The sequence below is a fragment of the Lacticaseibacillus sharpeae JCM 1186 = DSM 20505 genome (assembly GCF_001436225.1).
Lineage (GTDB): Bacteria > Bacillota > Bacilli > Lactobacillales > Lactobacillaceae > Lacticaseibacillus > Lacticaseibacillus sharpeae.
In genome coordinates, this window is sequence record NZ_AYYO01000056.1 from 50926 (window position 1) to 71685 (window position 20760).

The following is a 20760-nucleotide window of genomic DNA, read 5'->3' on the forward strand; positions in this document are numbered from 1 at the left end:
AAATCAAAATATTGGAGGGATAGCGTGGTATTTTTAGCGTTGCTGCCCATTATCATGGGTGCGGGATTAGCGACCCAAACGGCGATTAATTCAAAATTGCGTCAGTTTGTGGGCTCGCCGTATTTGGCTTCAGGCATTTCGTTTATGATTGGGCTGCTGTTTTTGTTCATTTTAGGGCGATTGGTGCATCAACCAATGCTGCCAACTGCCAGTTTTGTGACCACACAACCTTGGTGGATTTGGCTTGGCGGGGTCTTTGGCGTGATTGGATTAACGGGCAACATTGTGTTGTTTAGCACCTTAGGCAGTATTCAAGCGTCAGTGTTGCCGATTCTCGGCCAGATCATCATGGGCGTGGTGATCGATCAATTCGGTCTATTCGGGTCGCGAGTCCAAGGCATGACTTGGTTGAAATTCCTCGGTGTCGTGATATTGGTAATCGGCGTTTTGATTACGATTGGCGTGATTGGCCCCACTGATCCGCTGACGAAGCGTTCCTTAGCGAAAATGCATGTGCAATATCAGCTGCTTTACCAAATTTTTGGCGTGGCAGCAGGGATGCTGATGGCGTCACAAACGGCGATCAATGGCCGTTTAGGGGTGCAGTTAGGCTCAAGTATTCAAGCCGCGACGATTTCGTTTGCGCTTGGAACAATCCTATTATTTTTGGTGCTTTGGTTCACGCATACCAGTTTTAGGCCAATTCGGGATGCGGTGATTGCGACTAAGCATTATTGGTGGTTGTGGTGTGGCGGTGCAATCGGTGGGGCATACATTTTGTGCAGTGCATGGTTAGCGCCATTATTAGGCACTGGCCAAGTTGTGATTTTGGCGTTGTTTGGCCAATTGCTATTCAGCGCAGTTGTTGAACACTTCGGCATGTTTGATTCATTCACAGCATCGATTGAACGGGAAAAAATCATCGGGTTGATTGTGATGTTTGTCAGTGTAGTCGAGATCCACTTCGTTTAAAGGAGAATTTGAATGACTAAAAATGTTTTGATCCTAGGTGCTAGCGGTTCAATTGCAAGAATTGTGGTGCAGAATCTGTTGGCGCAAGTCGGCGCTGACATTACCAAATTAACGCTATTGGTACGGCATCCCCAAAAGCTGGCCGGACTTGATCTAGCCAATCGTGGCGTGCAAGTCGTCCAAGCAGATGTGCTCAACACGGACCACTTGGCGACAATCATGGCTGGTCAGTCACTAGTTTACGGGAACTTGTATGGTGCGGATCTTGGCCAACAGGCGGCTTCGGTGGTCAAGGCGATGCATCAAGCACAAGTGCGGCGTCTGATCTGGATTTCTGCCAATGGTGTTTATGGTGAAATTCCGGGGGCATATGGTCGCTGGAATCAAGCGATGCTAGGCAGTACGTTAACGGCCTACGCAGATGCCACTAAGGTAGTCGAAGCGAGTCAATTAGATTACACGCTGATTCGTCCCGCATGGTTTCAAGATGAGCCAGAAGTGGATTACGAAATGACGTTCAAGGGCGAGGCGTTCAAGGGGACCGAAATTTCCCGTCAAAGTGTGGCTGATCTGGTCGAAAAGCTGATCCATGATCCGGAACAATTAATCGGCGAATCTGTTGGCATCAGTAAACCTAATACTGCAGGACCGGCGCCACGGTGGTATAGCTAGACTGACAGCGATTGATACCACGGTGCTTAAAGCTAGGTCTCAAGCAGGCTTGTACGGCTCGTTAGTTCGCCAAGCATTAATTTTGCGCATAGGAACACCGAGAAAATCAAAGCATCCCGCATGCGGGGGTGCTTTTTTCGTGGGTGAAATTTCGGTGTGTGCCCCAGATTCTGTTTACGTCAGCGAAAAATTTGTGCTAGTCTTGTGTTTGTTAGCTTACTAACAAACACAAGGAGGGTAAGTGTGAAAGAAAAAATCTCGCCAAGAGTGGTCGGTGCAATCGTTGCGACCGGCTTAATGTCGTTTTGTGGGGTCATGGTGGAAACGGCCATGAATATTACCTTTCCCACCTTAATGCGGGAGTTCCGCATTGGGACCAGTACCGTGCAGTGGATGACCACATTGTATTTACTGGTGGTGGCGGTAATGGTGCCGTTGTCCGCAACGTTGAAGCGCCGGTTTAAGATGCGGAACTTGTTTCTGGTCGCCATCAGTCTCTTCATTGCCGGCGTAATCATCGACGGTTTGGCACCGGCGTTTTGGGTGCTATTACTGGGGCGCGGAATTCAGGGCCTGGGCACCGGGATTGCCTTGCCGCTCATGTTTAACATCATCCTGGAGCGGGTGCCGGCCAGCAAACGTGGCATGATGATGGGCGTCGGAACCATGATTACGGGGGTCGCACCAGCACTGGGCCCGACATTTGGCGGCCTAGTGGTAGGGGCCATGTCGTGGCGCTTTATCTTTGCGTTCCTGTTGCCCGTGCTGATTGTGGCGCTGGGTTTGGGCGTCAGCTGTATTGAACAAAAATCGGTGCCAGTGGCCGCGCAGATTGATCAGTTGAGTGTGGTCCTGATTGTCGTGACGTTTTGTGGGTTGATTTTTGGCATTTCCAATTGGGGGGCGCAGCCGTTTATTAGCTTGCCGGTTGCCGGCGCCCTGGCAGTCGGGGTGCTGGCCTTGATTTGGTTCACACATCGGTGCCTGACGATTAGCGTGCCGATTATCAATCTACGGCTATTTCGCAACCCCGCGTTTGTTGAAGCGCTCCTCGCCTTCGCCTGTGTTCAGATTGGCTCATTGAGTCTGAGCTTCCTGCTGCCAAACTACATTCAGCTGGTTAACCACAGTAGTGCGCTAATCGCGGGCCTCGTGGTACTGCCGGGGGCGGCCGTTGGTGCGGTGGTGGGGCCATTGAGCGGCCGCTGGTATGACGTCGCTGGGGCACGGGCGCCGCTGCGAACCAGTGCGGTGATTTCCCTGCTGGGCACTGTGGGTCTGTGGCTCTTGGGGAATCAGTTGGTTAACCTTGCCATTTTGTTTTTGTACACATTATTTATGTTCGGTCGCGGCGTCGGGTTCGGCAACATTATGACCGTGGGGCTGAATCAACTGCCCACGACTGATTATGCGGACGGTAACGCAATCTTCAACACCGTTCAGCAATTCACGGCGGCCCTTGGTATCAGTATGGCGGCCGCGATTGTGGCTGCAGGGCAGGCACATAGCACCTCGCAGGTTGTGGGGACGATTAATGGTAGTGTGCACAGCTTTGCGGTGCTCGCACTGCTGACGATTATTGAACTAGTTGTGCTGTGGCATGTGACGCGGAAAAATATTTCGCCGGCAAATGCATAATTTTCCTTGCTTTGAAGTGCACTCCAAGGTTTACACTGACTTTTGTTAACAAACACAGAATGCGGTGGAGGCAGAATATGCTTGAAAAGACAATTAAACTGAACAATGGCGTCAAGATTCCGCAGCTTGGACTTGGGACCTGGCTGATTGATGACGATAAGGTGGCGGCAGTAGTGACTGGTGCCATTCAGGCGGGGTACCGCCACATCGATACCGCGCAGGCGTACGGTAACGAACGCGGTGTTGGTGCGGGCGTGCGCAACAGTGGTGTGGCCCGCAGCGAAATTTTCGTCACCACCAAGTTGGCGGCGGAACACAAGGATTATGCAAGTGCAGCGGCCGCGATTGATGAATCGCTGCGCAAGCTTGATCTTGACTACATCGACATGATGATTATCCACAGTCCTGAACCGTGGGCGGACTTCCGCGATGGTGACCATTATTTTGCGGGTAACGTGGCTGCGTGGCAGGCGCTGGAAGACGCGTACAAGGCAGGCAAAATTCGGGCAATCGGCCTGTCGAACTTTGAGCAGGTGGACCTCGATAACATTTTGGCCCACGGAACGGTCAAACCGGCTGTGAACCAGGTGCTCGCCCACGTCGGTAACATGCCTAGTGCCCTCATCGAGTACACGCGGGCGCAGGGAATTGCCGTTGAGGCGTACTCCCCAGTGGCCCACGGTGCCATGATGAAAAGTGCCGCAATGGTCCAGATGGCGGCGCAGTACAACGTAACCGTGCCCCAGCTGGCTATCCGGTATGATTTGCAGCTGGGGCTCATCACCCTGCCTAAGTCGGGTAACCTGGATCACGTCAAAAGTAACGCGGCGGTGGACTTCACGATTAGCGCTGCGGATATGCAGACGCTGGCGGGGATCCAGTTCACTGATTACGGTGAATCTAAGGCCTTTCCCGTCTACAGCGGCAAACAAGACTAAACTAACGCCTCGGGGCCAGCGGCTCCGGGGCGTTTTGCGGTTAACGGTTGGTTTGCGTTTGTGTAAGCGGTACAATTGAGGTTATCAAGCCAGGGTACGCCCTGACTTTGGCGCAGTATACGGCTATTTTTGGAACTGGAGGAGATATTCATGGATAATCAGCAGCAAAAACAGCAGCCATGCCCATTTTGTGGCGGGACTGAATTCGTCGTCGGTAAGCAGGACGGCCAGGCACAGGTGATGAACGCGGGCAAGAAGCTCACGTTCACCGGGGTGAGCCTGATGCACATCATTTGCACGAACTGCGGGACGGTTGTGCAATCATTCACGCCGGAACTCGACAAGATTCGGCGGTGGGGGAACTAACATGACGAGAATGACCTGGAAAAAATTCAGCATCATTATGACCGGCTTGGCCACCATTAATGGCGTGCTCAGCCTGATGAATTACGCCCTGGATGCGGCTGATGCTGAGGACGCAGATGCGGAAACCGAAGAATAGCAAATGGTGGTGAGCACTGGTGGAAATTCGGTTACTTAAATATTTTTGGACGGTAGCCGAAGTGGGCACGGTGTCGGGCGCGGCTGAGGTCTTGCACATCACCCAGCCCACCTTGAGCCGCCAACTGCAGGCGCTGGCAGACGAGCTGGACACGCCACTATTTGTGCGCGAACACAACCGGCTGGTTTTGACCAAGGCGGGCGTGTTCCTGAAGAGCCGTGCGGCCGAGATTTTGGCGTTAACGCAGCAAACGGAGCAGGAGTTCATTGATCAAAAGCACGCGGCCATTAGCGGCAATCTGCGCATTGGCTGCGTGGAGGCCGATAATTCGGACACGATGGCCGAGATTTTGGAAGAACTCGTGCAGGATTACCCCGCGGTGACGTTCACCGTGATTACGGGGGATGGCGCCCAAATCTCTGAGCAGCTGGACAAAGGGTTGCTGGACGTTGCCATCCTGATTGAGCCGATTGACACCGCGAAGTACAACACGTTGCGCCTGCCGCGGGCTGAACGCTGGGGCATTTTGACTAGCGCCCAGTCGCTGCTCGCCCGCAAGCGGGAAATTCACCCGGCGGATCTGCAGGACGTGCCGTTAATGTTGTCGCACCGCCCGCTAGTTGAAGCGATGCTGAATGAGTGGGCGGGTACCGATGCGGGTCAGTTCCGCGTGGTGGGTCGTTACAATCTGAACTTCAACATTCAGCCGTTGATCGAGCGGCAGATTGGGTCCGCCTTGTCGATTCAAGGCGTGACGCAGGATATTGACTCAAGCAAATTGAAATTCGTGCCGCTGGCGCCCGCGCTGACCACCCATTGCGTTCTAACTTGGCGCAAAGAGCGGGTGGTGACGCCCTTGGTCAGTGAATATTTACGGCGTTTTCAAGCGGCATTCGCCAATTAGGCGCCACTTAACCAACAAAATAGCTCAAAATGACGGTCAAGGACCGTATTTTTGCCAAAAACTGGCGGAAATGCGGCGCCTGGCCGTTTTGTATTCTTTAGTTACACTTACGTAATACCCACGTAATATTAGGATGTTAGTCTAGCCTACAGTTAGTTAAGAAAACGCGGAGGTTATGAAAGTGAAGTCATCTAAATTATTTATCGCAGCAATCGCATCACTGTCATTTGCAACGGTGGCCATGACAAATGTGCACCCCGTATCTGCCGCGAACACGAAAGCCGAGATTACCCAGCAGAACAAGGATATTCTCACTAAGATTGAAAACGAAGACAAAAAGAACGGTGAACTCGCTGATCAGGTGAGTGCTAAGAACACCGCCATCAAGAACGCCGACAAGAAGATTACCGATTCCAAGGCCAAGATTGCCGATTTGGCAACCAAGATTACCAAGGAAAAGAAGGAAGTCGCAGCCCGGACCCAGGCCATGAAGAAGCAGCTGGTTTCCTTGCAGAAGGAAGCCGGCGACTCCGTAACTGGGAACGTCTACGTTGACTTTGTCCTGAACTCCAAGAACTTGTCCGACTTGATTTCCCGCGGGACGACCGTCAGCAAGTTGAACCAGGCCAACCAGGAAGCACTTCAGCAGGTGAAGGACGCCAAGGATAAGCTGTCCGACTTACAGGACGACCAGAAGGCAACCGAGAAGTCCCTGGAAGACACCCGCGCAACGCTGGTATCCGACAAGGCCAAGCTTGTTGGGCTGCAAAAGGACGCGAAGTCCGAATCTGCCAAGCTGAACAAGATGCTTGAAGACAACAAGGACGTTCTGGCCCAGATCAGTGCTGCCGAAGCTAAGCAAGCAGCAGCTGCCGCCAAGAAGGCCGCTGCTTCAGCTAAGGTTGCCGCTAAGAGCGCTGACAGCAAGAAGTCCAGCCAGGCTGCTACCACCGTTTCTACGTCTGCTGCCCTGACTGTTAGTGCATCAAGTTCAAGCAATGCTTCCAGCAGCACCAAGAAGGCCGCTAAGAGCAGCTCCCACAAGTCCAGTGCTGCAGCGACATCATCATCCAGCTCCAGCAGCGACAGCTCCTTCAGCGCCGCATACGGTAGCGCCATTTCTGCTGCTGAGTCCCAGATGGGCAAGCCTTACCAGTGGGGTGCCGCTGGCCCTAGCGCTTACGACTGCTCCGGTCTGACGATGTGGGCATTTGCGAAGATTGGCATTTCTCTGCCCCACTCCGCTGCCGCACAGTCCCAGATGGGTACGCGCGTATCTGTTAGCCAGCTCCAGCCCGGCGACCTCGTGTTCTGGGGTTCACCAGCACACCACGTTGGGATCTACATTGGCGGTGGCCAGTTCATCCACGCACCACACACCGGTGACGTGGTGAAGATTACCAGCATCAGTGGTTACACACCTGATTACGGTGTTCGCCTTTAATCATTAGCAATTAAAAAGGTTCGCCGCATTTACGCAATGACGTAAATGCGGCGAACCTTTTTTGATGTCTGAATTAATGCAGGCGGCGAATGACGACGGGCCAGCGCATCACGCCTTGGGCCATCAGCGCTTGCAGGCGGTTGAAGAGGAGGAGCAGCCAGCCAAACGCCAGGATGAATGCCTGGATTTCAAACGAGGTCAGGGACGGATACTTGAAGAAGCGAAAACCCAAATCCAAGAGTAATAACAGCACGGCGACGACGTAGGACGTGATGAGAAACTCGCGGGACGAGTTCGGGAGGAGCCAACGCACGCCGATGATGAGTACCACCATCGTCATGATGAGCAGACCCGCCGCCTGGTCGTGCAGGAAGTGGGACGCGGCGTTGTTGGGGAAAATCCCGACGCAGGCGACCTCTAAGGAGATTAGGGTGAGCAGAATACGCAGGACGATGAGCCGGCGATTCTCGGGGTAGCGCTCGCGCAAGGTGACGAAGATGTAATCGATGAGCGCCACCATGAGCAGGGCGGTAATGATGAGGGTCAGGTTGAACTGCCAGGAGTTACTGGCCATGTTGGTGCCGAGGAAGCTCAGGTTGTGTTGCCACCAGCGGCGCTCCCCGTTTGCGGCCATGGCCACGACGACGCCGGTAATAATGACGGTGGTCAGCAGCTGTATCAGGATGGTCGCGTTGATGGTGATGGCCGCTGCGACCATGAACGCATCCGCGATGAAGGTCAGCAGCAGGAGAATCAGCGCCGCGGTGAAGGCATCGAAGGTCGCGCCCGGAAATAGGGTTCCGAGCAGCCAGGTAATCCCGAGTAGTGCCAGGCCCAGCATGATGGTGAACGAGATGATGATGACGGGCAAGTTCCGCCAGTAAATGCGGCTGGAGAACCGCCCCTGATCATCATTGCGGCTGCGGATGAAAAACGCGGTGAACAACGTGACGCCCGTGACCACGCCAATGCCGATGATGAAGCTGGCAACGGAGACGTCACCGGACAGGGGGACGTAAGTTAGTCCCTTGCTGAGCCAGTAGATATAGCTGCCGATGGTCGTGATTAACGCGGCGATCAGCGGCCAGATGAGGAACAGCCGATTGTGGTTAATTCGGTCAGTCGCCGTGTGCTGAATGATAATGCGCCCATTGCGAATTGATAGTTGCATTGGCGTGTTTGATTTGACGCCCAGTTGTGCCTGAATTTCCGCCGGTAAGCGCACAATCACCGGCTTGGTTGTTGCACCCAATATTTTTCCTCCCCATTAGTCCCAGTAACATTGCTGCAGTTTATTATAACCTAAATCGTGTGTGACTTTTGTTACCCGCACAGAAATACTGGCGGGCTCTCGCTGCTGGCTTTCATTTTCGTGTCAGCTGGCCAGACATTTTCTGAAAATATTGACATGCTTACAAAAAGATAGTAGAATGGATAATGCTGTTAAAAAAGTGGTGCCGTCCATCGAGTCTGGGGGATGCGCGGCACCGATGAAGATGTGGATATGTGTGCGGACCAACGCGCCCGCATGCAGGTAAGGAGGAGAATTGATGCTTAATCTTGCACTGATTGGAATTGACGCGAACACTGATAACGTACTCGCCGCAATCCGGGAAGACGGCCGGTATTTCGTGAACGCTGCCTACGCGGATACATTCGAATGCAACGTACAGTTCAGCATGAAGCATGAGATTGACTCCATTTATATGCAGGTGCGGCCATTGCTGAAGCGCACCGACATTGATGTAGTTTACGTGGCGTCAACGGTGCCCCACGTGCAAAGCGTTGTGCTGAAGGCGCTGCGTGCGGGCAAAACCGTGCTGATTGCGGACAACGTGCCGAACTTGCCGGAGCACGGCGACTTGATTCGGGTTGCGCACAACGACCGGGAAGCCCTGGCGGAGGAACTAACGATTGTGGCGAACGCGCTGACTGAACCGCTGGCCTTCGATTTTGACCCCGTCATTTAAATTCAAATATGTTTAACCGTCATCGAACCTGGGTGGCGGTTTTTTGTCCACAATACAATGCCTTCAGAGCATATACTGGGACAAAATAAGCATTTTGTGCATGAATGCATCGGGCTTAAAATGAATGTATTACTAATCGAGGACGGTGGACACATGAGCAACAACGCAGAAACAGTCAAAAACGGGATTTTTGAAATGGGACCCAAGAACGACGCCTACCAACAGTTCTTCACGGGGCAGAGCTATTTGCAGTCCCTTGTGGCCGATAAGGACGTGAACGTCGGGGTCGGCAACGTGACCTTCGAGCCGGGGTGCCGCAACAACTGGCACATTCACCACGATGGTTACCAGATTTTGCTGGTGACCGCCGGAACTGGTTGGTACCAGGATGCAGGCCAACCCGCGCGCAAGTTGCACGCGGGGGATGTGGTCGTCACTTGCGACGGCGTGAAGCACTGGCACGGCGCCACGAAGGACAGCTGGTTCAGCCACATTGCCATTACGGCCGGGACGCCAGAGTGGTTGGAACCAGTCAGCGACGCACAGTATGACGCATTGGAGGACTAAGATGGCCCAAAAACAAACGGCTGGCCGCGACCAGCTGTGGGATTTTGCCCCGAAGTTCGCGGAATTAAATGATGACGTGCTGTTCGGTGAGGTGTGGGCCCGCGAGGAGCAGATGTCCGCCCGCGACCGCAGCCTAATTACGGTGTCCGCACTGATGGCGCAGGGGTTGTTCCCCCAGCTTGAAGCGCACATGCGCATCGCGAAGACCAACGGCGTGACCAAGGACGAGATGGTGGAGTTAATCACGCACCTCGCGTTTTACGCTGGCTGGCCCAAGGCGTGGTCCGCATTTGGCCTTGCCAAGAAGATTTACACGGAATAAGATTGACCACCCCGGAATTACCCCGGGGTGGTTTTTTGCTGGGTGAATTTATGCGAAAATGGAATTGGTGCTTGCCTTAAAGTGGGCTTTAAGGTGTACGGTAAGGTAATTCAATGATGTTAGTGGATTGTGGTCAGCAGCGCGCTGACCGCAGAGGAGGACTGAGCATGAAAGCAGCGATTTTTGTTAAGCCAGGGCAAATGGAAGCCCGCGAATTACCCCAGCCAGTGGTGGAATTCCCCACGGATGCAGTCATCAAGATTGTGCGGGCGTGTGTCTGTGGTTCAGATTTGTGGTGGTACCGCGGATTGTCGAAGCGGCCGGCGAACGAACCCGTGGGCCACGAAGCCATCGGGGTGGTTGAAAGCGTGGGCGCTGCGGTCACTGCCGTTAAACCTGGCGATTTCGTCATCGTGCCGTTCACCCATGGCTGCGGGCATTGTGCAGCTTGTCTGGCCGGTTTTGAGGGCAACTGCCTGACCTTCCACCACCAGGGCAGTCCCGTGGGCTACCAGGCGGAATACTTGCGTTACGAAAACGCCGATTGGTCCCTGGTTAAGGTGCCCGGCCAGCCGGAAGACTATACGGATGCCCAGCTGAATGACCTGCTCGCGTTGTCGGACGTGATGGCAACGGGCTACCACGCCGCCGTTTCGGCTGAGGTGCACGCTGGTGACACCGTGGTCGTTATGGGTGATGGTGCGGTCGGCCTGTCCGGGGTTCTTTCCGCTAAGCTGCTGGGGGCAAAGCGCATTATTGCGATGAGCCGCCACGAAGACCGAGCACAGCTCGCCCGTGAGTTTGGCGCGACGGACGTGGTGCCAGAACGCGGCGACTTAGCAGTGCAGCGGGTCATGGAATTAACTGCCGGGGCCGGCGCGGATGCCGTACTCGAATGTGTCGGCAACGAGCAGTCGGTGGCAACCGCCGTGCAGGTGGGCCGCCCCGGCAGTGTTGTTGGCCGGGTAGGAATTCCGCAAAAGCCCGAGATGAACACCAACGCTTTGTTCTGGCGCAACATCGGCTTGCGCGGCGGGATTGCTAGTGTGACCACCCACGACCGCGATGTGCTGCTGCAGGCGGTCTTGAACGGGCAGATCCACCCCGGCAAGGTGTTCACGCAGCGGTTTGATCTAGATCACATCCAGGACGCGTACGCCGCAATGGACCAGCGGACGGCGATTAAGTCACTGATTATTATGTAAATTGGCTGTTTGCCCCAATCCACGAATGTTTTTGTGGATTGGGGCATTTTTTTGCAAATTAGCCCTTGTCTTAAAGTGAACTTTAAGGTTTAAGCTGAATTCATCAGTTAGGAAATGGCCTGACTTACATGACGACTTGATTGGAGCTATTAATGCAAAAACAAAAATTTGGGCCGGTTTTGCCCATTATCTTGATTAGTTACTTTATGATTTTACTGGATAATTCAATTGTGTTTACCAGCACGGTGAAAATCGCGCAGGACCTGCAAATGGATGCCCAGGCGCTGGCGTGGGTGACCAATGCGTACGCGCTAACCTTTGGCGGACTGCTCATGCTGGGCGGGAAGGCCGGCGACATTCTGGGGCGCCGGCGGGTGTTTACGCTCGGTTTAGTCATTTTCACCTTAGGCTCGCTTCTTGTGGGTCTGGCGCAAAATGGGGCGATGATTATCGCCATGCGGGCGTTGCAGGGCGTAGGCTCGGCAATCTTGGCACCGACCACGTTGGCCTTATTAATGGATAGTTACCAAGGCAATATGCGCACCAAGGCGATTGCTTATTACGGTGCGACCGCGGGGATTGGCGCCAGCTTTGGGCTGGTAGTGGGGGGCTTCATTGCCAGCTTCCTGACCTGGCGGGACGGCTTCTTGCTCAACGTGCCGGTGGGAATCATGTTGCTGGTGCTCACCATCATCTTCGTGCCGGCGCGTCCGGGTCAGGGCGGTCGGTTGGACTGGCCGGGGGCCATTACCTCAGTGGTCGGTTTTGCAGGTCTCATCTATAGTATTAACGGGACGGTACTTCGCGGGGTAGCCGGGATTATTGCGGCATTTGCGCTCATTGCCTTTGTCCTTGTCGAGGCACACCAGCAATCACCACTTATGCCGCTGCAGTTGTTTAAAAGCCGTGAGCGCAGTAGTGCCTATGTGGCACGTTTCTTCTACCTCGGGGCGATGATTTCCTACTTTTTCTTGGTGCCGCAAGCGATGCAAAACGTTTATGGCTACACCCCCTTGATGGCGGCTGTGGGTTTCTTGGCCGAAACGATTCCGCAGTTCCTCTCCGCCACAATTTTGGCACGGCTCAATGACCGCTTTACCAACAATCAACTGCTGACTGCTGGTGTCCTGATTACGTTCGTTGGTGTGATCATGGGTGCAATCGTGGGCATCAACGGCGGATATTTCTGGGCCTTAGCCGTCCCGATGGTCATCATCGGGATTGGTCAGGGGCTGTCCCTCAGTCCGCTTACGGTGGCTGGTGTTGCCCACACGGATGTCTTGATTGCCGGTTCCGCTTCGGGCGTGGTCAATACAGTGCACCAGATTGGTAGTTCGTTTGGGTTGTCCGTGATTGTGGCGCTGACGGCAAACTTTAGTAGTCCAGTTGCCGTATACAACCATTCGGCATGGTTAATGGCCGGCTTTATGTTGCTTGCGTTACTTGCAACCTTGAACATTGTCCGGCCGGGCAAGCGCGCTTAAGGCGCACAAAGGAGATAATGATGAAAATTTTACTTATTGGCGCAACGGGCTCAATTGGCCGCGCAGTGCGCACGCAATTGCTCCAGACAACGGATTACCAGCTAGTGCTTACTTCCCGGCATGCCAGTACGATGCAAATTGACGGGCAGCGCGAAGTTGCACTCAACTTGGATGCCCGCAATGCTGCGGCAGTCGCGCAAGCATTAACGGATGTGGATGCGGTCTTTGTGGCCGTCAGTGGTGCGTTGCCCGCAATCGCGACGGCGGTGACGGCCGCGATGACTGGAAGCAAGACGCAGCGGCTTGTCTTTATTTCCTCGATGGGGATTTACGACGAAATTCCCGCGAGTGTCGGCGCCCAGGGCAATCTGCACCACAATCCAGTTTTGCGGCCTTACCGCGAAGCTGCGGACATTATTGCGGCGTCAACGCTGAACTACACGGTGATTCGCCCCGGCTGGTTTGATAACGGCAGTGATGACTACGAAGTTACCCGGGAAGGCGCACCCTTTGGCGGTCACGATGTTTCGCGGCGGGCAATTGCACAGTTAGTGGTTGCACTATTGGCGGATAATCAACTGTACGCCCGTGAAAGTATCGGGATTAACCGGCCGCAGTAGTGGCAACTCCGACGCTAGAAGTGCATAATTTATTTAATATCAAAAACGGAGGTACGCGATGAACATCAAGGAAGCAAGCGCCCAGACTGGGGTTCCAGCAGCAACGATTCGGTATTACGAAAAAGAAGGGCTGATTCCGGACATTGACCGCAGCCCGGCCGGCGTACGTGAGATTGATGACCGCATTATTCGGCGGATTAACTTCGCCAAGCAGATGCGCGGTGCGGGGATGAGCATTGAGGCACTGCGCCGGTATATCCAGCTGTTCGACGCGCAAGAGAACAATCTGGCCGAACAAAAAGTGCTGCTCCAGGAACAGCTTGCCATTATGGAAGAGAAGCGGGACGACTTGCAGGCCGCAATTGATCACCTTCAGTGGAAGCTAACACACTTCGACGACCACATGGTGGCGACCGAGGAAGAACTGCGTAACTTAGAAAAAGAGCAGCAATAAAAACAACCCATGCCGCGGCATGGGTTGTTTTGCACTATGCGTTAACGCAGGATGTTGGTCATCTTTTTGCCCTTTGCAATCTCATCGACGAGCTTGTCGAGGTAACGAATTTGCTGCACGGTGGGGTCTTCAATGTCCTCAACGCGCACGCCGCAAATTACGCCCTTGATGCGGCTTGCGTGCGGATTAATTTGCGGGGCCTGGGCGAAAAAGGTGCTGAAGGTGGCAGCTGACTTAAGTTGTTCCTGCAGTCCCTGTTCGTCGTAGCCAGTTAGCCAGCTAATGACGGTGTTCAGTTCCGCCTCGGTGTGGCCTTTGCGTGCGACCTTTTGCAAATAGAGTGGGTAAATGGAACTGAACGTCATGTCGGTAATTGGTGTGCGTGCCATTGGTAAGCCTCCAGTGCGGTGTTTGTTTGCCCCTATTTTCGCATATTTACGGCGCTTTGGGTATTGTTTAAGCACCCCAAGCGCGCTAAACTTAGCCCACGATTAGATGGCGGAGGTGCGTGATGCAGGAACCAGGAGATATTCGTTACTTTTTGAACGCGACGCAGCGGTTTAACGTGCGGGCGGCGGTCTTACTTGAAAATGCGGGCAGGCTGTTGGTGACCCCGGAAGCAGATCAACCCGGAATGTTCAAGCTGCCTGGTGGGGCCGTTAAGTTCGGCGAGTCGGCAATAGCTGCGGCTGTCCGTGAGGTGCAAGAGGAGTTGCAATTGACGGAGCTGGATTTCGAACCCGCGGGAACCGTTGAGGCGTTTTTCACGCTTGCTGGGGTTGATTACCACCAGATTATTCTCATTAGTCGGGCGCTCCTCACTGACAAACAGGCCACACACGTGGTGAATTTGCATCTGGATGAAGTCGACCTCGCACCCGACACCAAGCTGGTTTGGCAGCCATTAACTTCCGTGCAGGGGCATTTGTTGCCCAATGCACTGGACGCGCTGTTGCCCATGGGTGCGCCGTACCAACACGCGGTGTCTTACCGCTAGTTACAGGACAATCACATTGCGAATGGTTTCGAAGTTGATTTCGTCGCTGCCGATGACGACGTCAGTTTCGGTGTAGCCGCGCACCATGCCCATGATGTCGGGGCCGAATAAGCCGTCCGGCGAAATCGACGCTAACTGAATAGCGACGGGGTGGTTGTTGGCGAACGCATTGGCCAGTAGCGCCCCGATTCTTTCTTGGCTCTGTTGCGGGCGGGCGGGGAACGTGCGGGCGGCGGCGTGTTTGGCCTTGTTCAGAGCGCTAGTGTGATCAGAAAGGTAATACCCCTGCCACTTAGTCATCCCCCGGTCGCGGTAGTCGTGGCTGAAATAGTTTTGGACGAGCTCCTCCGACCAGCCATTTTGGAAGTTCATTCGTCGAACTCGCGCCGGTACTGGATGACGCGCCCCGATTCCGGCCAGGTCATGCCGGTGAAGCCGACAAACTCGTACGTGACGGGCAAAACGCTGCGCAACTCGGCCACCGTGCGCTCCAGCAGCGGCAGGCTGTAGCGTTCCAGTGTGTGCAGCGGGATGGACTTGTGCCGCTGGCCGCGGGGAACGATGTTGAAGAAGAAGTTGAATTGCTGGTCGTATCTTTCATTGACGACGGTGAGCCAGTAGCGGGTGTTGCGGTGCTTGGTGAATAACTCCTGGGCGCGGGCGTAAATCACCTGTGAATATTTACTAAGTTCTATTTTATCCACTTGGGGATTAGTCATAAGCGTTGCCTCCGTTATGGCCGCCAACCAGGCTAGCCCGGTTGATGGCGGTGCCGCCGTGAACGTTGCTGGATGCGTACACGAGCTTGGTGAACCCGAATCGCTGGCGAATACTGTCGACGGTGCGCTCCAGGTTGACGTTCTTAATCTGCGCCTTGATGGGTGTGAATAAGTTCAGCTGTTGCCCCGTATCGGGACTGAGCCGCCCGCACCCAGCGTATAAGTTACGCACAGGTTGATTGGCCCACTGGCTGCGGAAGATGCGGATGAGGGCCGCCACGATGTCGGTGTTGCTGTTGGTCACATCGATGCGCAGGGCGCCGTGGAAACCGGAACGGCCGTCCAGTTCGGCGCCGGCGTAGGAAAAGCCGACGCCTAGGCTGACTTGGGCGCACTGGTAGTGGTGGTGGCGCAGACGTGAAGCCACCTGCTCGCCGATCTCCTTGATGACCAGCTCGATTTCACTTTGCATTTTGTAATCGCGGGGCAGTACCTGCGAGTTACTGATTGAGGGATGGTGCACCCGAATTGGTGTGGCGGGGTGTGCGCGGTCAACGCCCCAGGCCAGGGCGAAGAGTTGTTCACCCGCCAGCCCCATTTCCTGTTTAATGGCGTAGGGGTTACTGTGGGCGAGGTCCCACATGGAGTGGATGTTCATGCGGGCGAGGTGCGCGGCGGTGCGGTGCGCGATACTCCAGACGCTGGTCATGTCGGTGATGGGCCAGATTTTGTCGGGGACGGTGGCGTATGTAATCACGCCGATACGGCTATCCGCGTGCTTGGCGTATAGGTCCAGTGCTAGTTTGGCCTGAACGGGGTTCTCGCCGATGCCCACGGTTGTATAAATGCCCAGTTCATCGTGAATGACGTTTTGAATCCGTTCGGCCACAGCCATGGGCGTCTTGCCGAACAGGCGCCAGGACCGGGTAATGTCCAAGATGGACTCGTCAATCGAGTACGGCCACAGGTCTTCAGGGGCGACGAAGCGTTGGAAAATGCTGTTGATCCGCAGGTTTTTCTGGATGTACAGGTTCATGCGCGGCGGGACGACGAACAAATCGGGGCTTTGGGGCAGGTCCCGTTGCCGGGAAACGTTGGACTGCAGCCCGAATTCCTTCTTGGCGACGGGCGAGGTGGCCAAGACGAGGCCGCCGTTGGTGTTCTCCTGCTCCGACATCACGACCAGGGCCGTTTTAAGGGGATCCAGTCCGCGCGCCACGCACTCCACTGAGGCGTAGAACGATTTGCTATCAATCAAGAAGAAGATGCCGTGTGGTTCGTTGGCGTAATTTAGCATGCGCGAAGCCTCCTTTTAGAACAAATGTTCGTACGAGTTTATTATACGAACGTCCGTTCTATTTTTCAACCGTAAACTTAGCGGTGGGGGTCAAAAAATTTTTCCGGAGACTTTTGTAACAAAAGTATTGGCAAAGTTGTCCATTCCTGATATACTAACTTCTGTTGTTGCCGCAATGGCGGAATTGGCAGACGCGCAGTGTTCAGGTCGCTGTATGGGAAACCATGTGCAGGTTCGACTCCTGTTTGCGGCAGATAGTTGCCCAGTGCAACAACGCGAACGCACCTAGGAAACTAGGTGCGTTTTTTTGTGCCCAAGGTGAATAAACCGGCTTGCCAAGCGGCCGGTTTTGCGCGCATAATTATCATCTATAAGGGTAATGGAGCTTAAAGTAACGCAGCAATAATGGGTCAGGGATTCTTAGTCCTTTAAACTAGACTAAGGGATTCATGACCCATTTTGCATCTACTGACTTAGGCAAATACATACCGTTACGTGGAGGGAACATGCTTAAAACAATCTGGCAACACATGCACGGACTTTCCCGCCTTTGCTTCATTCTGGCGCCCATCGTGATGCTGGGCGAAGTGTTCTGCGACCTGCAGCAACCAACACTCATGGCGAACATCTTGGATAACGGCTTGGGTCGCGGCGACATGCACTACGTTGTGCGCACCGCCGTAATCATGCTCCTGTTTGCGGTCACGGGCCTAGTTTGCGGGGCTGGCTGTGGCGCCCTGGCCAACTACGCGTCGCTGAATATGGGGGCCAAACTGCGGGAACACATGCTGACGGTTGCCCTGGCGAGTCGCAAGATTGGCGGGTTAGAGCCGGCGACCATCATTACGCGGATTACTAACGACGTCACGCAGATGCAAAACCTCGTGATGATGCTGACGCGGTCACTCGTGCGCTCGCCCATGTGGCTGCTGGGTGGGATGATTATGTCGGTCGTTGTGAGCCCGCAACTCGCGTGGATTCTGTTCATCATCATGCCGCTCCTCATGGCCTTCATGTTCTACATTGTGTACCGCAGTATTCCGCTGTTCACGGTGGCGCAGCAAAAAATTGACCAGTTGAACCGGGTGATGCGGGAAAATCTCAATGGAATCAAGACCATTAAGTCGTACGTATTGGAGCCGGGGCAGTACCAGCAATTCAAGGTGGCCAACGCGCAGCTGCGCGACCAGAGCGAACGGGCCCAGCGCTCGACTATCATCATGTCGCCGGTGATTATGCTCATGCTCAATCTCGGGGTTGTCCTTGCGCTGTACCTCGGGGGCCACAAATTTGCCGTGGGCGGCATTACGGACGGCCAGATCATTGCGTTCATTAACTACATGATTCAGATTACCAACGCGATGATTAACATGGTCAACACCATCACGACCTTCTCCCGGGCGAGCACCTCGGCAACGCGGGTGCGGGCCGTGCTGGATGAAGCTGAAGCTACGGAAACTAAGGCCACAGCGGAACTGCCGGCCAGCAGTTCCGTGACGTTCGACCACGTCTCGTTTGGCTACAGCGACCGCGACGACATCATCAAGGACGTCAGCTTTAAGGTGGCGGACGGCCAGTGGCTGGGCATTATCGGCACGACGGGTGCGGGCAAATCAACCCTGATTAACCTCCTGACCAAGTTGCTCACGGGTAATCGGGGCACCATCAAAATTGGCGGGCAGGATATTGGCACCTTACGTGCGGATGCGCTGCACGCAAAAATCACGGTGGCGGTTCAAGACAGCACGCTGTTTGCTGGCACCGTAGCGGAGAATCTGCGCTATGGGGCCCCGGATGCCGATCAAGCGGCGCTGCAGACTGCGGCAACAGTGGCACAGGCGGAAGATTTCATCCTCGCCAAGGATAACGGCTATGACGTGACGGTGGAACAGATGGGCCGCAATTTTTCTGGTGGCCAGCGGCAACGGCTGAACATTGCCCGCGCCCTAGCGCCGGATCCAGACATCTTGGTGCTCGATGACGCCACATCGGCGGTGGACCAAGCCACTAACGCGCAAATCCGCACGGCACTGACTGCCAGCCGGAAGAACCGCACCACGGTGATTATTTCGCAGCGATTGACCAACGTCATGGCTTGCGACCAAATTATTGTGCTGCAAAACGGCCGCATCACGGACAAGGGCACGCACGCGCAGTTAATGCGTACCTCACAGTTCTACCAGGAATTAGCGGCAACGCAGCTGCATGCAAAGGAGGTGGATTAACATGATGCAACCAGGAAGCCGGCACCGGCATTACATCCCGCGCGGTGAAAAGGTCGGAATCAAAGACGCCCGGGGCACCATCATCCGCCTTGTTCGGTATTTGGGTAACTACCGCATGGCGCTGCTGGGCGTGTTCTTGATGACCACGGTGACGACCATCGTGGGGACCCGCTATAACGGAATCGTGGTGGACACGTACATTGCCCACCACCGGTTATCCGCGCTCGCACTTGTCTGTGCCATCATGGCCGTGAGTTACCTCATCGCGAGTGGGTTCACGTACTGGCAGAACCGGGTGATGATTAAGGTGGCCCAGGATACGAGTGCCCAGATTCGCCACGACATCTTCGCGCGGATGCAGCAATTGCCAATGCGTTATTTTGACGTGCACGGTAACGGGGACATCATGAGCCGACTGAGTAACGATGTGGATAACATCAACATGGCGCTCATGCAGACGTTCATTCAGCTGTTCACCGGGATTGTTTCGGTAGTGGGGATGCTGGCGGCAATGCTCATTTTGAGCCCACTATTAACGGTGATTGTGCTGCTGAGCTCGGGAATGACCTACTTGTTCACCCGGTTCGTGGCCAGGATGACGCAGACGGCGTTCGTGACCCAGCAAGACGCTTTGGGCGAACTCAACACCCAGATTGAGGAGGCCGTTTCGGGTAAGCAGGTGGTGCAGCTGTTTGGCCACGGCACCGCGACCCTGAATCGGTTTCAGCAAGTGAATGCCAAATACACCCGGGCGGCGTTCCGCGCCCAGGTATTCAGTGGCACCATGGGTCCGTTCAACAACATGACCAACAACATCGCCTACCTCTTGATTACGGCGGCCGGGGCGCTGGCCATTGTTTATGGTTATGCGGGCATCACGGTCGGCGTCATTTTCACCTTCCTCATCTACCTGCGTAACTTCACTGGGCCCATCAACAACATTCTGTCCCTCATCAATACCCTGCAGCTGTCCTTAGCTAGTGCGGAACGGGTCTTCGAAGTAATCGACAAGCCGGTAGAAACCGATGCGGAAGATGCCGCAGCGGTGAATACCACTAGCGGCCACGTCCAGTTTGACCACGTGACGTTCGCGTACGCTGACCGGGTGATTCTGCACGACGTCAACGTGACCGCTAAGCCGGGGGACACGGTGGCGATTGTCGGGCCAACGGGGGCGGGGAAAACGACGATGATGAACCTGCTCACGAACCTCTACCCGCTGCGTTCCGGCCACGTCCTGCTCGATGGGCGCGACGTGACGACGATTAAGCGGGCCAGTCTGCGCCGGCTGATCACGGTGGTGCAGCAAGAATCTTACCTGTTTACTGGCAGCGTGAAGGATAATATTCGCTACGCCAAACCGGATGCGACCGATGCCGAAGTGGTGGCGGCGGCCAAGGCGGCTAACGCGGATGGCTTCATTCGCCAGTTGCCACATGGCTACGACACGGTCCTGACCGAAAATGCCAGCAGCTTGTCCCAAGGTCAGCGCCAACTGCTAAGTATTGCCCGGGCGTTCATCACGGGTGCACCCGTGCTCGTGCTCGATGAAGCGACCTCGTCCATCGATACGAACACCGAGGTTCAGGTGCAAAAAGCGATGACGGCACTGATGGCGGGCAAGACCAGTTTCGTCATTGCCCACCGTTTGTCCACAATTGCTAATGCCAACCAGATTCTGGTGGTGGATGACGGCCGCATCGTGGAGCAGGGGACGCACGCAGACTTGCTGGCCAAGCACGGATATTATTACCGGTTGTACAATAGTTAGTAGATTGAGAACTCGATTAGCGAAGCGCTTGAAGGCGTCAAGGTGACCGAGTTTTTATT

At 54.8% G+C, this 20760-nt stretch carries 23 protein-coding genes and 1 tRNA gene; 19 read left to right on the top strand and 5 right to left on the bottom strand.

Annotated features, from left to right (window positions below):
• The first annotated feature begins 24 nt into the window (after window positions 1-24).
• The 8 genes from FC18_RS10985 (at window position 25) to FC18_RS11015 (ending at window position 7070) form a co-directional block, all read left to right on the top strand.
• On the top strand, window positions 25-972 hold the full coding sequence (locus FC18_RS10985; protein WP_082403752.1) for a DMT family transporter: 948 nt from the start codon (window positions 25-27) through the stop codon (window positions 970-972).
• Between the two features lie 12 nt (window positions 973-984).
• Window positions 985-1644 (top strand): NAD(P)H-binding protein, encoded by a 660-nt coding sequence (locus tag FC18_RS10990; RefSeq protein ID WP_054675549.1) that lies wholly within the window; start codon window positions 985-987, stop codon window positions 1642-1644.
• Between the two features lie 297 nt (window positions 1645-1941).
• Window positions 1942-3282 (top strand): MFS transporter, encoded by a 1341-nt coding sequence (locus FC18_RS10995; protein WP_082403781.1) that lies wholly within the window; start codon window positions 1942-1944, stop codon window positions 3280-3282.
• A gap of 77 nt (window positions 3283-3359) precedes the next feature.
• Complete coding sequence (locus tag FC18_RS11000) at window positions 3360-4220, top strand: aldo/keto reductase (RefSeq protein ID WP_054675555.1); 861 nt, start codon at window positions 3360-3362, stop codon at window positions 4218-4220.
• Window positions 4221-4370: 150 nt separating this feature from the next.
• Complete coding sequence (locus tag FC18_RS11005; protein ID WP_054675557.1) at window positions 4371-4586, top strand: Lar family restriction alleviation protein; 216 nt, start codon at window positions 4371-4373, stop codon at window positions 4584-4586.
• A gap of 1 nt (window position 4587) precedes the next feature.
• Window positions 4588-4722, top strand: coding sequence for a hypothetical protein (locus FC18_RS12420; RefSeq protein ID WP_263849203.1), 135 nt, complete (start codon window positions 4588-4590; stop codon window positions 4720-4722).
• Between the two features lie 19 nt (window positions 4723-4741).
• Window positions 4742-5626: a LysR family transcriptional regulator gene (locus FC18_RS11010; protein WP_056976303.1), complete on the top strand. Its 885-nt coding sequence runs from the start codon at window positions 4742-4744 to the stop codon at window positions 5624-5626.
• A gap of 181 nt (window positions 5627-5807) precedes the next feature.
• Window positions 5808-7070 carry a C40 family peptidase gene (locus tag FC18_RS11015; RefSeq protein ID WP_054675560.1) on the top strand — a complete coding sequence of 421 codons (1263 nt, stop codon included), beginning with the start codon at window positions 5808-5810 and terminating at the stop codon, window positions 7068-7070.
• 73 nt (window positions 7071-7143) lie between these two features.
• Here the strand turns inward: FC18_RS11015 and FC18_RS11020 are convergent, their stop codons facing one another.
• On the bottom strand, window positions 7144-8322 hold the full coding sequence (locus tag FC18_RS11020; RefSeq protein WP_054675564.1) for an AbrB/MazE/SpoVT family DNA-binding domain-containing protein: 1179 nt from the start codon (window positions 8320-8322) through the stop codon (window positions 7144-7146).
• Between the two features lie 298 nt (window positions 8323-8620).
• Between FC18_RS11020 and FC18_RS11025 the strand changes: the two genes are divergently transcribed.
• The 7 genes from FC18_RS11025 to FC18_RS11055 all read left to right on the top strand — a co-directional run bounded on the left by FC18_RS11025 (window position 8621) and on the right by FC18_RS11055 (window position 13692).
• Window positions 8621-9040, top strand: a complete 420-nt coding sequence (locus FC18_RS11025; protein ID WP_054675567.1) for a Gfo/Idh/MocA family oxidoreductase — start codon at window positions 8621-8623, stop codon at window positions 9038-9040.
• A 153-nt stretch (window positions 9041-9193) separates the two neighbouring features.
• The gene (locus FC18_RS11030) at window positions 9194-9607 is read left to right on the top strand and encodes a cupin domain-containing protein (protein WP_054675570.1); all 414 of its coding nucleotides are present in this window, start codon (window positions 9194-9196) and stop codon (window positions 9605-9607) included.
• A 1-nt stretch (window position 9608) separates the two neighbouring features.
• The gene (locus FC18_RS11035; RefSeq protein ID WP_056976305.1) at window positions 9609-9929 is read left to right on the top strand and encodes a carboxymuconolactone decarboxylase family protein; all 321 of its coding nucleotides are present in this window, start codon (window positions 9609-9611) and stop codon (window positions 9927-9929) included.
• Window positions 9930-10096: 167 nt separating this feature from the next.
• The gene (locus tag FC18_RS11040; RefSeq protein ID WP_056976307.1) at window positions 10097-11134 is read left to right on the top strand and encodes a zinc-dependent alcohol dehydrogenase family protein; all 1038 of its coding nucleotides are present in this window, start codon (window positions 10097-10099) and stop codon (window positions 11132-11134) included.
• A 152-nt stretch (window positions 11135-11286) separates the two neighbouring features.
• Entirely contained in the window at window positions 11287-12618 is a 1332-nt protein-coding gene (locus FC18_RS11045; RefSeq protein ID WP_056976309.1) for an MFS transporter, read from the top strand.
• A gap of 17 nt (window positions 12619-12635) precedes the next feature.
• Window positions 12636-13238, top strand: a complete 603-nt coding sequence (locus FC18_RS11050; RefSeq protein ID WP_156300748.1) for an NAD(P)H-binding protein — start codon at window positions 12636-12638, stop codon at window positions 13236-13238.
• A 58-nt stretch (window positions 13239-13296) separates the two neighbouring features.
• Window positions 13297-13692: a MerR family transcriptional regulator gene (locus FC18_RS11055; RefSeq protein ID WP_056976311.1), complete on the top strand. Its 396-nt coding sequence runs from the start codon at window positions 13297-13299 to the stop codon at window positions 13690-13692.
• Window positions 13693-13733: 41 nt separating this feature from the next.
• Here the strand turns inward: FC18_RS11055 and FC18_RS11060 are convergent, their stop codons facing one another.
• Window positions 13734-14081, bottom strand: a complete 348-nt coding sequence (locus FC18_RS11060; RefSeq protein ID WP_054675578.1) for a DUF2200 domain-containing protein — start codon at window positions 14079-14081, stop codon at window positions 13734-13736.
• A 122-nt stretch (window positions 14082-14203) separates the two neighbouring features.
• Here FC18_RS11060 and FC18_RS11065 point away from each other — a divergent pair, with 122 nt between their 5' ends.
• Entirely contained in the window at window positions 14204-14689 is a 486-nt protein-coding gene (locus FC18_RS11065) for an NUDIX domain-containing protein (protein ID WP_056976313.1), read from the top strand.
• On the opposite strand, the gene FC18_RS11070 is transcribed toward FC18_RS11065, so the two are convergent.
• The 3 genes from FC18_RS11070 to FC18_RS11080 are packed head-to-tail and all read right to left on the bottom strand — an operon-like array spanning window position 14690 to window position 16705.
• Window positions 14690-15061, bottom strand: a complete 372-nt coding sequence (locus FC18_RS11070; protein WP_054675585.1) for a hypothetical protein — start codon at window positions 15059-15061, stop codon at window positions 14690-14692.
• The gene (locus FC18_RS11075; RefSeq protein WP_054675588.1) at window positions 15058-15408 is read right to left on the bottom strand and encodes a hypothetical protein; all 351 of its coding nucleotides are present in this window, start codon (window positions 15406-15408) and stop codon (window positions 15058-15060) included. Before FC18_RS11075 ends, FC18_RS11070 begins: the two co-directional genes overlap by 4 nt.
• Window positions 15401-16705 carry a Y-family DNA polymerase gene (locus FC18_RS11080; protein ID WP_054675591.1) on the bottom strand — a complete coding sequence of 435 codons (1305 nt, stop codon included), beginning with the start codon at window positions 16703-16705 and terminating at the stop codon, window positions 15401-15403. The genes FC18_RS11075 and FC18_RS11080 overlap by 8 nt, the downstream gene beginning before the upstream one ends.
• A gap of 169 nt (window positions 16706-16874) precedes the next feature.
• Between FC18_RS11080 and FC18_RS11085 the strand changes: the two genes are divergently transcribed.
• From FC18_RS11085 to FC18_RS11095, 3 genes are all read left to right on the top strand, one after another.
• A tRNA-Leu gene (locus tag FC18_RS11085) sits at window positions 16875-16958 on the top strand.
• Window positions 16959-17211: 253 nt separating this feature from the next.
• Window positions 17212-18930 carry an ABC transporter ATP-binding protein gene (locus FC18_RS11090; protein WP_056976315.1) on the top strand — a complete coding sequence of 573 codons (1719 nt, stop codon included), beginning with the start codon at window positions 17212-17214 and terminating at the stop codon, window positions 18928-18930.
• Window position 18931: 1 nt separating this feature from the next.
• Window positions 18932-20701 carry an ABC transporter ATP-binding protein gene (locus FC18_RS11095; protein ID WP_191983040.1) on the top strand — a complete coding sequence of 590 codons (1770 nt, stop codon included), beginning with the start codon at window positions 18932-18934 and terminating at the stop codon, window positions 20699-20701.
• Window positions 20702-20760: the final 59 nt, after the last annotated feature.